This is a genomic window from Curtobacterium sp. PvP017, from assembly GCF_054060195.1.
On record NZ_JBSSCY010000004.1, the window covers coordinates 21,922 to 36,285 of the forward strand.

The window sequence follows — 14,364 nt, forward strand, 5'->3', positions numbered from 1 at the left end:
GGGAGTGGGCTCCGTCGTGGCGGCCCGGGCGCGTCGCCCGGGGAGGTCTCGGCTGCGGGTCCAGGGTATCGCCCGACACGTGTCGGGAGGCACGGGATGCGTCACGACGGCAGCTGCGGACCGTCGTGGGTCACTTCCGGGACCCGCACCGGGCCTCCCGGGACCGGCTCGGCGTCCGCAGCGTCCGTCTCGGCGTCCGGCGCGCTGGTCGGGGTCTGCTGGAGCTTCGTGACGACCGCCGCAGCGGTCGCCGGCCCGACGCCGTTGACCTCGCTGATCTCCTCGGCGGTGGCCTCACGCAGACGCGCGACGGAACCGAAGTGCTTCAGCAGCGCGTTCACACGGCTCGGCCCGAGCCCGGGGATCTCGGACAGCCGGGACCGCACGTCGCGCTTGCGACGCGTGCGCTGGTGCGTGATCGCGAAGCGGTGTGCCTCGTCGCGGATCCGCTGGATCAGGAAGAGTGCCTCGGAGTTGCGCGGCATGATCACCGGGAAGTCGTCGTCGGGCAGCCAGAGCTCCTCGAGCCGCTTCGCGATGCCGACCAACGCGATGTCCCGCACGCCGGCTTCGTCCAACGCGCGCTTCGCCGCCTGCACCTGCGGCTGTCCACCGTCGACGATGAGCAGCTGCGGGCGGTACGCGAACCGCTTCGAGGGTTTCGAGCCCTCGACCACCTCGTCGCTCGTGACGTCGGGGACGTCCGGCAGGTCGGCGTCCTCGTCGAGGCGCGCCAGACGCCGGGTGAGGACCTGGTACATGCTGTCGGTGTCGTCCGTGGTCTCGGCGATCGTGTAGCGGCGGTACTGGTCCTTGCGGGGCAGACCGTCCTCGAACACCACCATCGACGCCACGACGTTCGTGCCCTGCAGGTGCGAGATGTCGTAGCACTCCATGCGGAGCGGGGCCTCGGTCATGCCGAGGGCGTCCTGGATGTCGGCCAGGGCCGCCGAGCGCGTCGTGTAGTCGGCGGAGCGCTTCGTCTTGTAGAGCATCAGCGCCTGGGCCGCGTTCTGCGCCGCCGTCCGGGCCAGACCGGCCCGGTCGCCGCGCTGCGCGGTGCTGAGCTTCGTGCCGCGGCCACCCCGCCGTTCGCTGAGCCACTGCTGCAGCGCCTCGGCGTCCTCGGGCAGGGTCGGCACGACCACCTCGCGCGGGGGCTCCTCGGCGACGGCGGCCGGGGTGAGCTCGTTGTCGGCGTACACGCCCTGCACGATCTGCTCGACCAGGTCACCCGTCGAGATGTCGAGCTCCTTGTCGACCACCCACCCGCGGACACCGCGGATGCGTCCGCCACGCACCGAGAACAGCTGCACGGCGGCGGCGAGCTCGTCCTCGGCGATGCCGAACAGGTCGAGGTCCACCGAGTCGCGGAGCACCACGGCGGACTTCTCGAGCACGGCCTCGAGCGCCTCGACCTGGTCGCGGAACTTCGCGGCCTGTTCGTACTGCATGGCGTCAGCTGAGGCCCCCATGCGCTGGCGCAGCTCGGTGATCACCCGGCGGTCGTAGCTGTTCATGAACCGCACGAACTCCTCGACGAGCGCCCGGTGCTCCTCGATGGTGACGCGCTGCGAGCACGGCCCGCCGCACTTCCCGATCTGCCCCGGGAAGCAGGGCTTGCCCGTCTGCATCGCGCGTTTGTACGACGAGTCCGAACAGGTGCGGATCGGGAACACCTTGATCATCAGGTCGATGGTGTCGTGCACCGCCCAGATCTTCGGGTACGGCCCGAAGTACTTCGCGCCCTTGATCTTCCGGTTCCGCGTGACCATCACCCGAGGCGCTTCGTCGGCCATGGTGATCGCCATGTACGGGTACGACTTGTCGTCGCGGAACTTGACGTTGAACGGCGGGTCGAACTCCTTGATCCAGGTGTACTCGAGCTGCAGTGCCTCGATCTCGGAGCCGACCGTCGTCCACTCGACGCTGCGGGCCGTCAGCACCATCCGACGGGTGCGTTCGTGCAGCGTCGGCAGCGGCGCGAAGTAGTTGCTCAGCCGGGCGCGGAGGTTCTTCGCCTTGCCGACGTAGAGCACCCGCCCGGATTCGTCACGCCATCGGTAGACGCCCGGGTCGGTCGGGATCTCCCCCGCCTTCGGACGCCACGGAACGGTGTCCGCCACCTACCGTGCACCCGCCTTCTGCTTGGCCGACTTCTTCGGCCGGCTCGCCGTGCGGGCCTCCACAGCCTGCTGCTTGCCGACGCGGGCGTCCTGGGCGTCGAAGATCTCGCGCAGGAAGACACCGGTGTGGCTCTCCGGGACGTCGGCGACGTGCTCCGGGGTGCCGGTGGCGAGGACCGTCCCGCCGCCGGCGCCGCCCTCTGGCCCCATGTCGATGACCCAGTCGGCCGACTTGATCACGTCGAGGTTGTGCTCGATCGTGATGACGGTGTTGCCCTTGTCGACCAGGCTCTGCAGCACCAGGAGCAGCTTGCGGACGTCCTCGAAGTGCAGACCCGTCGTCGGCTCGTCGAGCACGTACACGGTCCGGCCGTTCGAGCGTCGCTGCAGCTCGGTCGCGAGCTTGACGCGCTGCGCTTCGCCGCCGGAGAGCGTGGTCGCGCTCTGGCCGAGACGGACGTAGCCGAGGCCCACGTCGACGAGCGTCGCCATGTAGCGGTGGATCGCGGAGATCGGCTCGAAGAACTCGGCCGCCTCGCTGATCGGCATGTCCAGGACCTCGGAGATGCTCTTGCCCTTGTAGTGGACCTGCAGGGTCTCGCGGTTGTAGCGCGCACCGCCGCAGACCTCGCACGCGACGTAGACGTCGGGCAGGAAGTTCATCTCGATCTTGATCGTGCCGTCGCCGGAGCAGTTCTCGCACCGACCGCCCTTGACGTTGAAGCTGAACCGACCGGGCTGGTAGCCGCGGGTCTTCGCCTCGGGCGTCTCGGCGAACAGCTGACGGATCCGGTCGAACACGCCCGTGTAGGTCGCCGGGTTGGACCGCGGCGTGCGGCCGATCGGCGCCTGGTCGACGTGCACGACCTTGTCCAGTTGGTCGAGGCCCTTGACGCGGGTGTGCTTGCCGGCGATGTGCCGGGCACCGTTGAGCTGGTTGGCGAGCACCTTGTACAGGATGTCGTTGACCAGGGTCGACTTGCCCGACCCGCTCACGCCCGTGACCGCGGTGAACACCCCGAGCGGGAAGTCGGCGTCGATCGTCTTGAGGTTGTTCGCCCGAGCGCCCTGCACGCTGATGGCGCGCTTCAGGTTCACCTTGCGTCGCTCGGCGGGGACCTCGATCGCACGACGGCCGGCGAGGTAGTCCCCCGTCACCGACTCGCGGTTCGCGATGATGCCCTCGTACGAACCCGAGTGCACGACGTTGCCGCCGTTCACGCCGGCTCCGGGGCCGATGTCGACGACCCAGTCGGCGGTGCGGATGGTGTCCTCGTCGTGCTCCACGACGATCAGCGTGTTGCCGAGGTCCTTGAGCTTGACCAGGGTGTCGATGAGGCGGCGGTTGTCCCGCTGGTGCAGACCGATGCTCGGCTCGTCCAGCACGTACAGCACGCCGGTCAGACCGGAGCCGATCTGGGTCGCCAGACGGATGCGCTGTGCCTCGCCGCCGGAGAGCCCGCCGGCACCGCGCGCGAGCGTCAGGTAGTTCAGGCCGACCTCGAGCAGGAACTCGAGGCGCGCCCGGATCTCACGCAGGACCGCTGCGGCGATGTGCGCTTCGCGGTCGGTGAGCGTCAGGGTGTCCATGAACGAGTACGCGTTGTCGAGCGACATGTCGGTCACGTCGGCGATGCTGCGGCCGTCGACCGTGACCGCCAGGACCTCGGGCTTGAGGCGCGTGCCCTCGCACACCGGGCACGGGACCTCGCGCAGGTAGCCCTGGAACCGCTGGCGCTGCGAGTCCGACTCGGCCTCGGCGAACTTCCGCTCGATGTACGGCATGACGCCCTCGAACCCGCTGGTGTAGCGCATCTCGCGGCCGAACCGGTTGCGCCAGGACACCGACACCTGGAAGTCCTTGCCCGTCAGGATCGCGGCCTGCACCGAGGCGTCGAGCTGGCTCCACGGGGTGTCGAGCGTGAACCCGAGGTCCTTGCCGAGGCCGGCGAGGAGCTTCTCGAAGTACGAGTACAGCCCGCTCGCTCCGGTCCAGGGCAGCAGGACGCCGTCGCGCAGCGAGGCGTCGGGGTCGCCGAGCACGAGGTCGGGGTCGACCGACATGCGCGTACCGAGGCCGGAGCACTCCGGGCAGGCACCGAACGGCGCGTTGAACGAGAACGTGCGGGGCTCGATCTCGGTCAGTGCGAGCGGGTGGTTGTTCGGGCACGACAGGTTCTCGGAGTAGGTGCGGACGGCGCCGGGGCCGTCGTGGTCGACCAGGTCGATGCCGACGGTGCCACCGGTCAGGCGCAGCGCCGTCTCGAGCGAGTCGGTGAGCCGGCCGAGGATGTCGTCGTTCGACACCAGACGGTCGACGATCACCGAGATGTCGTGCTTGACCTGCTTCTTGAGCTTCGGCGGGTCGCTGAGCTGGATCCGCTCCCCGTCGACGATCGCGCGGGCGTAGCCGGACGCCGCGAGTTCCTGGAAGAGGTCGACGAACTCGCCCTTCTTCTTGGAGATGACGGGGGCGAGCACCTGGAACCGCGTGCCGGACTCGAACTCCATGAGCTGGTCGGCGATCTGCTGCACGGTCTGCTTGCTGATGACCTCGCCGCACGTCGGGCAGTGCGGCACCCCGATGCGCGCCCAGAGCAGACGCATGTAGTCGTAGACCTCGGTGATCGTGCCCACCGTCGACCGCGGGTTGCGGTTGGTCGACTTCTGGTCGATCGACACCGCGGGCGACAGCCCCTCGATGAAGTCGACGTCGGGGCGGTCGACCTGGCCGAGGAACTGTCGCGCGTACGCGGACAGGGACTCGACGTAGCGTCGTTGCCCCTCGGCGAAGATCGTGTCGAAGGCCAGCGACGACTTGCCGGATCCGGACAGGCCGGTGAACACCACGAGGGAGTCACGGGGGATCTCGAGGTCGACGTTCCGGAGGTTGTGCACCCTGGCCCCGCGGACGCTGAGCGTCGAGGAGCCGGTCGGGACGGTCACGCCGGGGAGGTGGGGGTCGGTCGGCTCGCCGAAGGCGTTCCGGCCCGAGGTCGCGGTGCCGCGGTCAGAGGTGATTGTCATCGCCGTCGATTCTACGAAAGGGGTCCGACATCCGCCCGCGAGTCGGTGGTCAGACGAGTGCGTCGAGAGCGAACGCGACCCCGGAACGACGCTCGCTGGCCGTCCAGAGCCGCGCTGCAGCGGTCCGGTCGTGCGCGCGCGGCTCGGCACGGACCACGGCTGCGGATCCGCGCAGCTGCATCCACCCGGCCGGGCCCCGGTACTCCCCCGAGCGCACACCCGCGGCGACCGCGGCGTGCACGAGGGGCTCGGCGCCGGCGTCCTTCCCCTGCGCGTACAGCCGCTGTGCCGGCCGGGTCCACGCGGGTTCCGAACGGGACGGCGCGATGTCCGGTCGCTCCGGCGAGAGCGCGTCGAGCGACAGCCCGGGGTGTGCCACGACGCTGGCGACGGACGAGCCGGCGTCCGCCAGCCGCTGGCCGAGTTCGAAGCCGAACAGCATCACGGCGAGCTTGCTGCGGCCGTACTGCCGGTAGCTGGAGTACCGGCCGACGCGGAACGGGTCGGCCGGGTCGAGCCGGGCCCACCGGTGCGCGATGGACCCGAGGTGCACGACGCGACCGGCACGCCGTTCGAGCAGCGGCATCGTCAGCGCCGTCCAGGCGAAGTGCCCGAGGTGGTTCGTGCCGATCTGCAGCTCGGTGCCCTGTGCGGTCGTGCTCGCGGTCGAGGCACCCACGACTCCGGCGTTGTTCACGACTGCGTCGACGCCGCCCGGTTCGAGGGCCGCGAGCTCGGCGGCGGCGGCACGGACGGAGTCGAGGTCGGCGAGGTCGAGGTGCACGTGCGCCAACGACGCACCGTCCACGTGGCGGCGGATGCTCTGCTCCGCCGCTGCCGCCCGAGCACGGTCGCGGGTGGCGAGCACGACCCGGTGCCCGGACGCGGCGAGCTGCTCGGCCGCGTGGTACCCGAGGCCCGCGCTCGCCCCCGTGACGACGACCGTGCGGCGACCGTCAGCTGACATGCCCGGCCGACTCCATCTGCCGCAGCGCCTTCTTGAGGTCCTGCACCTCGTCACGGAGGCGCGCGGCGAGCTCGAACTTCAGCTCGGCCGCGGCCTGCAGCATCTGGTCGTTGAGGTCGCCGATCGTCGCCTCGAGCTGGGTCGCGCCCTCGCCCGCGATGCCGCCGCGCTTCAGGTTCGGCGTGGGCGAACGGCGACCGTCGGCACCGGGACGGCCCTGCAGCAGCGCCTTGGTGTCGTCGTTCTCGCGCTGCAGCACCTCGGTGATGTCGGCGATCTTCTTGCGGAGCGGCTGCGGATCGATACCGCGCTCCAGGTTGTACGCGACCTGCTTCTCGCGACGACGATCGGTCTCCTCGATCGCGGTCTTCATCGAGTCGGTCATCTTGTCGGCGTACATGAGGACCTGGCCCGACACGTTGCGGGCCGCGCGACCGATCGTCTGGATGAGTGACGTCGAGGACCGCAGGAAGCCCTCCTTGTCGGCGTCGAGGATGGCCACCAGGGACACCTCGGGCAGGTCGAGGCCCTCTCGCAGCAGGTTGATGCCGACGAGCACGTCGTAGACGCCCTGTCGCAGTTCGGTCAGCAGCTCGACGCGCTTCAGGGTGTCGACGTCGGAGTGCAGGTAGCGCACCCGTACGCCGGCGTTGCCGAGGAAGTCGGTCAGCTCTTCCGCCATGCGCTTCGTCAGGGTGGTGACGAGCACACGCTCGTCCTTGTCGACGCGCTGCTTGATCTCCTCGAGCAGGTCGTCGATCTGGCCGTCACTCGGCTTCACCACGATCTCGGGGTCGACCAGGCCGGTCGGACGGATGATCTGCTCGACGACGCTGTCCGTGATGCCGAGCTCGTACCGACCGGGCGTCGCCGACAGGAAGACCTTCTGCCCGACGCGGTCGAGGAACTCCTCCCACCGCAGCGGACGGTTGTCGAGCGCGCTCGGCAGCCGGAACCCGTGGTCGACCAGGGTGCGCTTGCGCGAGGCGTCGCCTTCGTACATCGCGCCGATCTGCGGCACGGTGACGTGCGACTCGTCGATGACGATCAGGAAGTCGTCGGGGAAGTAGTCGATGAGGCAGTGCGGCGCCTCGCCCGCGACGCGGCCGTCCATGTGGCGCGAGTAGTTCTCGATGCCCGAGCAGAAGCCGATCTGCTCCATCATCTCGATGTCGAACGTGGTGCGCATGCGGAGCCGCTGGGCCTCGAGCAGCTTGCCCTGTCCCTCGAGCTCGGCCAGGCGCTCGGCGAGTTCGACCTTGATGTCGGCGATCGCGCGGTGCATGACGTCGGTGTCCGCGACGTAGTGCGACGCCGGGAAGATCGACACGGCCGGCAGGTCGTCGATCACGTTGCCGGTCAGGGGGTGCAGCGAGGAGAGCGCTTCGATCTCGTCGCCGAACATCTCGATCCGGATGGCGTGCTCTTCGTACATCGGGATGATCTCGATGGTGTCGCCGCGCACGCGGAAGGTGCCGCGGGCGAAGTCGACGTCGTTGCGCTGGTACTGCATCGAGACGAACTTGCGCACGAGCTGGTCGCGCGAGATCGTCTGCCCCACGTGCAGCGCCACCGAGGCGTTCATGTACTGCTCGGGCGTGCCGAGGCCGTAGATGCAGGACACGGTCGACACCACGACGACGTCGCGCCGGCTGAGCAGCGAGTTCGTCGTCGAGTGCCGGAGCCGCTCCACCTCGGCGTTGACCGAGGAGTCCTTCTCGATGAAGGTGTCCGTCTGCGGGACGTACGCCTCGGGCTGGTAGTAGTCGTAGTACGACACGAAGTACTCGACCGCGTTGTTCGGCATCAGACTGCGGAACTCGTTCGCCAACTGCGCGGCGAGGGTCTTGTTGTGCGCGAGCACGAGCGTCGGCCGCTGCACCTGCTCGATGAGCCACGCGGTCGTCGCCGACTTGCCCGTACCGGTCGCACCGAGCAGCACGACGTCGGTCTCACCGGCGTTGATCCGCCCGGCGAGTTCCGCGATGGCCGCGGGCTGGTCGCCACTCGGCGTGTACTCGCTGATGACCTCGAACGGACGTACCGCTCGGGTCGGTTCGATCGCAACACCCATGTCCGCAACGGTAGTCGGCACCCCTGACACCGGCGCCCCTGCTCGCCCTCGGCGTATCGTCCTCGCCAAGCAGCCTCCAAGTCCGCTGATAACCAGCGGGCATAGCGTCCGGTCCGTTCAGCAACCCGATCGCTCCGCACGTCCCCGACGAGCCAGCACGAGCCACACCCGAAGAGGCCCCATGACGACGGCGACCCCCGCCGCACCGACGAAGGGCACCCCGTTCCGCGGTCGCATCCGCGGACGAGTGCTCATCCTCCTCTGCTGCATGTACGCGATCTCGTACATCGACCGCACGAACATCTCGACCGCGCTGCCGCACATCACCGAGGAGTTCGGCTTCAACGAGGCCACCGCCGGCCTGATCGTGTCCGCGTTCTCGCTGCCCTACGCCCTGTTGCAGGTCTTCGGCGGCACGATCAGCGAGAAGTTCGGGCCGCGCAAGGCCCTCTTCGTCATCACCGTGGTCTGGGGCGTCGCGACGCTGTGGACCGGCTTCGCCGTCGGGTTCTGGACGCTGTTCGCCGCCCGTGCGCTCCTCGGGCTCAGCGAGGCCGCGGCGTTCCCGACCGCGACCCAGGCCATGACCCGCTGGATCCCCCGCGACCGCAACGGCTTCGCGCAGGGCGTCGTGCACTCCGCGGCCCGGCTCGGCAACGCACTGGCTCCGCTGCTCGTCGCCTGGGTCATCGGCTCGACGGGCAGCTGGCGGTGGGCGTTCTTCGCCACGGCGGTCCTGTCCTTCGCCTGGGGCATCGTCTGGTTCGTCTGGTTCCGCGACCGGCCCGAGTCGACGAAGGGCATCACGCAGGTCGAGATCGACGAGCTCCCGCCCGTCGAGACCCGTGCCACCCGCCCGCCGGTGCCGTGGCGCCAGATGGCACGGCAGATCCTGCCGGTGACGTTCGTCGACTTCGGCTACGGCTGGACCCTCTGGGTGTTCCTCACCTGGCTGCCGACCTTCCTCAGCTCGACGTACGGGCTCGAGATCGGCGACTTCGCACTGTTCACCACCCTCATCCTGCTCGCCGGCGTCGTCGGGGACACGGTCGGCGGCATGCTGAGCGACCGGATCATCCACCGCGGCGGCAACACCCGGAACGCCCGCCGGACCGTCCTGGTGATCGGACTCGGCGGCTCGCTGGTCTGCCTCATCCCCCTCGTGATCGGGCAGGGCCTGCTCGTCGCGACGATCTCGCTGGCGCTGTCGTTCTTCTTCCTGGAGCTCTGCAACGCGAACCTCTGGGCGATCCCGATGGACGTCGCCCCACAGTGGTCCGGCACCGCGTCCGGCTTCATGAACACCGGCTTCGGCATCGCCGGCGTGGTCTCCCCGATCGTCTTCGGCCTGCTCATCGACGCGTCGGGGTGGCAGCTGCCCTTCGCCCTGTCGTGCGTGCTGCTCGGCGCCGCGGCGGTCGTCGCGTGGTGCATGAAGCCGCAGCGGCTCACGTCGACGAACGGCGTCCTCGAGGTCGGCACCCCCGCCGCGGAGCAGCGCGCCGCCTGACGCACGCGGTCCGGACCCACCGGACGCGCGTGGTCCGGACCCCCGGACGCGCGCGGGGCCCTGCTGGTCCCCACCCACCGGACGGGAGGCCCGGGTCCAGCCCGCCCCGCGCCTCCCGTCCGCCGCGCCACGCGTCCACCGCCGCGCACAGCAAGCAGGAACGGGCGTACCTGGTCGGAAGAAGCGACCAGGTACGCCCGGAACACACGGGTCAGCGCTGCGGGCTGCGCGCCTGACGACTCGCGCGCGACGCGAGCGACGGCCGGCCCGTGAGCGGCACGCTCAGCGGGGTCCACCGGAAGGCCTCGGTCACCGCCACGGACAGCACCACCACGAGCAGGTACGTCACGAGCGTCAGCCACGGCCGCGGCACCACGGCCTCGAGCCAGCTGTCGCCGTACAGCAGGATCCAGATCAGGAACGGGTGGCTCAGGAAGATCCCGAACGACCGGTCCGAGGCGTAGTCGACGAACCGTGCGACCGGGCTGCCGGGTCGCCGTCGGTCCGCCCAGCGCGCACCGATCGCCAGGAAGCCGACGAACACCGCGGTGCTCCACACGGCCTCGATCGGCTGCAGCGGCGTCCCCGCGGCGTAGAGCGACTGGCCGAGGGCGACCTGCAGCGCCCAGACGCCGAGCGTGAGCCCGCCGACACCGGCGAAGGCCCAGAGCACGGCGCGGCGGTGCACGCGGATGAACCGGAGGAACGCGTCGGCGTGGTCGGCGGCGATCGCCCCGGAGACGATGAAGAACACGTACGAGAAGAAGAACTGCTTCTGGTAGCCGTGCAACCAGGCGTCGCTCGCCGGGAAGTACTTGTAGCCGGCGAACACCACGAGCTGCACCACCAGCGCCACGACGAGCGTCGTCAGGTGGTGCCCACGGGTCTTCCGGACGAGCCACACGATGACGGGCAGCAGCAGGTAGACCTGCATGGTCACGAGCAGGAAGTACAGGTGGTACCAGGACGTGCCGGTGACGATGCCCTCCGCGAGGGTGCGCACCAGGTCGGGCACGTCACCCCGACGGGTGCTGCTGAGGAGCCAGCTGGACCCGACGTACACGAACGACCACGCCAGGTACGGCACCCCCACGAGCAGGAACCGCTTGGGCCAGAACTGCGCCATCGGCCGCGGACGCAGCGTGTAGCTGTAGACGAGCACGAAGGCGGTCAACGAGAAGAAGACGAGCCGGGTGAAGTGCAGCAGGGCGAGGAGCGCGTTCAGGCCGACGTCGTCGGACGCGGCCGTGTGGCTCGTGGTGTGCACGCCGATGACGCAGGCGAAGGTCAGGATGCGGAGGACGTCGACCTCGTACAGGTGGCGCGGCTTGCCAGCCGCCGTACGGGTCGGGGTCTGGGCCTGCGGCTGCCGCTGCGGCTGCGGCTGCGCGGGTGCCTGTGTGTCCGTCACGACGGCTGCGCCATCGTCCGGACCTTCGCCCGCTGCACCTTGCCGGTGGGAGCCCGCGGCAGGTCGGGGACGACGATGATCTCGACGGGTCGGCGGAAGCGGGTCAGGTGGGCCTCGGCGCGCGCGGTGAGGTCGACGACGACGCGGGCGTCAGGGTCGGCGTCTGCGGCGCGGTCACCGTCCGGCTGCAGGATCACGTACGCCACCGGGACGGCCCCGAGCACGTCGTCCGGCCGCCCGACGACGACGGCTTCGAGCACCCGGGGGTCACCGAGCAGGACGTCCTCGACCTCGGCAGGGTAGACCTTCTCGCCGCCCCGGTTGATGACGTCGTCGGAGCGTCCGGCGAGCGAGACCCACCCGTTCGCCGCGACGGACCCCACGTCGCCGGTGCTGAGCCACCCGTCGGCGTCGAAGCGGTCCGCCGCACGCCCGAACAGGTAGCGCCCGACGATCCCCGGCCCGCGCACCCACAGCGCACCGACCTCGTCGGCGGGTAACGGGGTGCCGTCCTCGTCGCGCACCTGCACCTCGGCCCCGACCAGCACGCCGACGGTCCCGGGGCGGGCAGGCGCGTCCAACGGCGTCGCGGTGATCTGGGACGCCCCCTCGGTCATCCCCCAGCTCACGACGAGTGGGACGTCCCCGAGCGCCGCGCGTACCGGGTCCGGCAGCGGCGCCGAGGCGCTCCGGACGAACCGGAGGCCCTCCGGGAAGTCCGGTGGGCCGGTCTTCGCGAGCACGGCCAGGATCGCCGGCACGGCGTTCAGCCAGGTGATGCGCCGTTCGGCGAGCAGTTCCCAGAACCCGGTCCGCCGGAAGCGCGGGTCGAGCACGAGTGTCGCCCCGGCGACGAGCGTCGCCAGCAGGCCGACGACCTCGGCGTTGACGTGGAACAGCGGCAGCGAGTTGAAGCCGCGGTCGCGGTCGGTCAACCCGTTGTGCCGTGCGACGGCACGCGCGACGAACAGCAGCTGCGACTCCGGCAGTTCGACGCCCTTCGGCGCGCCGGTCGACCCGGACGTGAACAGCACCACGGATCCCTCGCCCGGTGCGTCCGGGCTCTGCGTGGGCACGTCACCGTCGCGGACGGCGGCCGGGAGGAACGTGGCCGCGTCGATCCCGCTCGCGGGCGCCCCGGGGACGGCCCGGTCCACGGCACGGTCCGACACCACGATCGACGCCCCGCCGATCAGGTCGGCGAGCCGGGCCGGCTCGGTCGCCGGCTGTCCGGTGTCCACCGGGACCGCCCGCCGCCCGGTCGCCACGGCGGTCAGGTGCACCACGGCGAAGCAGAGGGGGTCGCCCACGTCGACGAGGACGGCTCCGGAAGCCGGGACGCCGATCGCGTCGAACGTCGCGGACCAGGCGGTCACCGCGTCCTCGAGGGCGCGGTAGCTCAGGACGCGCGCGGAGCGGGCGTCCTCCAGGTACGGGCGCTCGGGGTTCTCCGCTGCACGATCGCGGATGAGCGAGCGCAGGTCGGGTTCTCCGTCGACGGGCTGCACCAGCAGAGGCTATTGCGGGAGCCTATGAACCGTCGGAGGGAGCAGCGCCGTCGGAGGGAGCAGCGCCCCCGGCCGTCGTCGGGAAGCGGTGCAGCATCCACTGCCAGAGCGCCGACATCCGGGGTTCGCCGTCCGGTCCGAGCGGCGTGGAGTCCTTGATGATGAGCGAGTGCGCCTTCCCCCGGCCCCGGACGTCGGTCAGGATCGCGTGCGGGTCCGCGCCGGCGAGTGGTGGGGCGGTGTCCGTCCGGAAGGGTCCGTCGACGCCGTCGAGCCCGAGCACCTTCCACGAGCCGGTGATCCGCGGCCCGAAGGCGTCGCGGACGTCGTCGACGGCGTACAACCGGGCGACGGGGGTCTTGCCGGGGCGGTCCATCCACGCCGCGTGCGACGGACCCCGGGACTCGACGGGTGACGAGAACATCAGCGCCCCGCGGACGGACCGGATGTGCGCGATGTACGCCGCTTCGCCGCCGCCCTGGGAGTGGCCCGCCACGACGATGTCCTGCCAGGCGATGTCGTCGTCGCCCTGCACGAAGCGGCCCCATCCGCCGTCGGGGTCGTGGTCGTCGAGGTACGCGACGGCGTCGCGGAAGCGCGACACGATCGACCCGGCGGGCGTCACGGAGCTGAACTCGGACGGACGGGTGCCGTCGAACCGGTTGCGCTGCACCATGCCGTAGCAGCGGGCGTCGGCCTCGCAGGTACCGGACAGCGTGCGACCGAGGTTCCAGTAGTCGAGCCCCAGCACGTGGTAGCCGTCGGCGAGGGCCTGTCCGAGGAACCGCTGGTACTCGGCCGGGCGGGACCGTGTCGCGGGCAGGAACAGCAGCAGGGGGCCGTCGACCGAGGTGCGGGCGGCGAAGTCGTCGCGGTTGGGGGTGAGCCGCTCGCCGTTCACGGTGCCGAGTCGGAACCGGTGGAACTCCCCCTCGGGGCCGCGCTCGTCGCCCGACGGGGCCTCGTCGGCGTGCGAACGGTCGATCGTCGGTGCCCGCCCCTCGTCCTCGATGCGCTGGGCGCCGAGCAGGTTCGCGGCGACCAGTGCTCCGCCGCCGATCGCGATGAGCACGATCGCGGCGAGGACCAGCAGCAGACGATGCTTCACGAGGTGATCCGCGACCACACCTCGTCGGCCGATCGAACGGTCTGGTCGAGCGAACCCGTCGCGTCGACGACGTGGTCGGCGAGGGCCAGCCGGTCGGCGTCGTTCGCCTGTGCGGCCACGCGGCGCTCGGCTTCGTCCCGGGGCATGTTCCGGTGGGCCACGAGCCGCTCGATGCGCTGTGCGGCCGGGGCGTCGACCACCACGACGGCGTCGAACCGGAGCGGGCGGGATCCGCGGGCCTCGGCGAGGAGCGGCACGTCGTACACGACGACGGCGTCGGGATCGGCGGCCTCGGCCGCGTCGAAGGCACGCTGGGCGAGCCGCCAGACCTCGGGGTGGGTGATCGCCTCGAGGTCCTTCCGGGCCGCCGGGTCCGAGAACACGATCGCCGCGAGCGCCGGACGGTCGAGCGAACCGTCGGCCGCGATCACCGTCGGGCCGAACCGCTCGGCGACCTGCGCGAGACCGGGGCTGCCCGGCGCGACGGCGTCCCGCGCGAGCCGGTCGGCGTCGACGACGATCCCGCCGTGTTCCGCCCAACGCCTGGAGACCGTCGACTTGCCCGCGGCGATGCCGCCCGTGAGACCGATGATGCGCACGCGGACAGGCTAACGACCCGCGGCGTGGAAACGC

Annotated in this window: 9 protein-coding genes; 1 reads left to right on the forward strand and 8 read right to left on the reverse strand. The window is 70.6% G+C overall.

Annotated elements, in window-relative coordinates; translation table 11 throughout:
* Positions 1-101: 101 nt before the first annotated feature.
* Genes uvrC through uvrB form a run of 4 tightly spaced genes read right to left on the reverse strand, consistent with a single transcriptional unit; the run spans position 102 to position 8,182 of the window.
* The gene (gene uvrC, locus ACVKXF_RS09515; RefSeq protein WP_222657780.1) at positions 102-2,126 is read right to left on the reverse strand and encodes an excinuclease ABC subunit UvrC; all 2,025 of its coding nucleotides are present in this window, start codon (positions 2,124-2,126) and stop codon (positions 102-104) included.
* On the reverse strand, positions 2,127-5,153 hold the full coding sequence (uvrA, locus tag ACVKXF_RS09520) for an excinuclease ABC subunit UvrA (protein ID WP_456795561.1): 3,027 nt from the start codon (positions 5,151-5,153) through the stop codon (positions 2,127-2,129).
* A gap of 49 nt (positions 5,154-5,202) precedes the next feature.
* The gene (locus tag ACVKXF_RS09525) at positions 5,203-6,120 is read right to left on the reverse strand and encodes an SDR family NAD(P)-dependent oxidoreductase (RefSeq protein ID WP_456795562.1); all 918 of its coding nucleotides are present in this window, start codon (positions 6,118-6,120) and stop codon (positions 5,203-5,205) included.
* Entirely contained in the window at positions 6,110-8,182 is a 2,073-nt protein-coding gene (gene uvrB, locus ACVKXF_RS09530; protein ID WP_123313097.1) for an excinuclease ABC subunit UvrB, read from the reverse strand. The genes ACVKXF_RS09525 and uvrB overlap by 11 nt, the downstream gene beginning before the upstream one ends.
* 193 nt (positions 8,183-8,375) lie before the next feature.
* On the opposite strand from uvrB, the gene ACVKXF_RS09535 reads away from it, so the two are divergent.
* Positions 8,376-9,704 carry an MFS transporter gene (locus ACVKXF_RS09535; protein WP_396288523.1) on the forward strand — a complete coding sequence of 443 codons (1,329 nt, stop codon included), beginning with the start codon at positions 8,376-8,378 and terminating at the stop codon, positions 9,702-9,704.
* A 211-nt stretch (positions 9,705-9,915) separates the two neighbouring features.
* Here the strand turns inward: ACVKXF_RS09535 and ACVKXF_RS09540 are convergent, their stop codons facing one another.
* Genes ACVKXF_RS09540 through coaE form a run of 4 tightly spaced genes read right to left on the reverse strand, consistent with a single transcriptional unit; the run spans position 9,916 to position 14,330 of the window.
* A complete protein-coding gene (locus tag ACVKXF_RS09540; RefSeq protein ID WP_456795563.1) occupies positions 9,916-11,115 on the reverse strand; it encodes an acyltransferase in 1,200 nt (399 codons plus the stop codon).
* Complete coding sequence (locus ACVKXF_RS09545; protein ID WP_456795564.1) at positions 11,112-12,623, reverse strand: class I adenylate-forming enzyme family protein; 1,512 nt, start codon at positions 12,621-12,623, stop codon at positions 11,112-11,114. Before ACVKXF_RS09545 ends, ACVKXF_RS09540 begins: the two co-directional genes overlap by 4 nt.
* A gap of 22 nt (positions 12,624-12,645) precedes the next feature.
* Complete coding sequence (locus ACVKXF_RS09550) at positions 12,646-13,731, reverse strand: BPSS1187 family protein (RefSeq protein WP_456795565.1); 1,086 nt, start codon at positions 13,729-13,731, stop codon at positions 12,646-12,648.
* Positions 13,728-14,330: a dephospho-CoA kinase gene (coaE, locus tag ACVKXF_RS09555; RefSeq protein WP_456795566.1), complete on the reverse strand. Its 603-nt coding sequence runs from the start codon at positions 14,328-14,330 to the stop codon at positions 13,728-13,730. The genes ACVKXF_RS09550 and coaE overlap by 4 nt, the downstream gene beginning before the upstream one ends.
* Positions 14,331-14,364 lie beyond the last annotated feature (34 nt).

What these genes read in the sequence shown, in the direction of transcription:
- uvrA (WP_456795561.1), bottom strand. Translation starts at nt 5,153, where the DNA reads ATGACAATCACCTCTGACCGCGGCACCGCGACCTCGGGCCGGAACGCC.
- ACVKXF_RS09535 (WP_396288523.1), top strand. Translation starts at nt 8,376, where the DNA reads ATGACGACGGCGACCCCCGCCGCACCGACGAAGGGCACCCCGTTCCGC.
- ACVKXF_RS09525 (WP_456795562.1), bottom strand. Translation starts at nt 6,120, where the DNA reads ATGTCAGCTGACGGTCGCCGCACGGTCGTCGTCACGGGGGCGAGCGCG.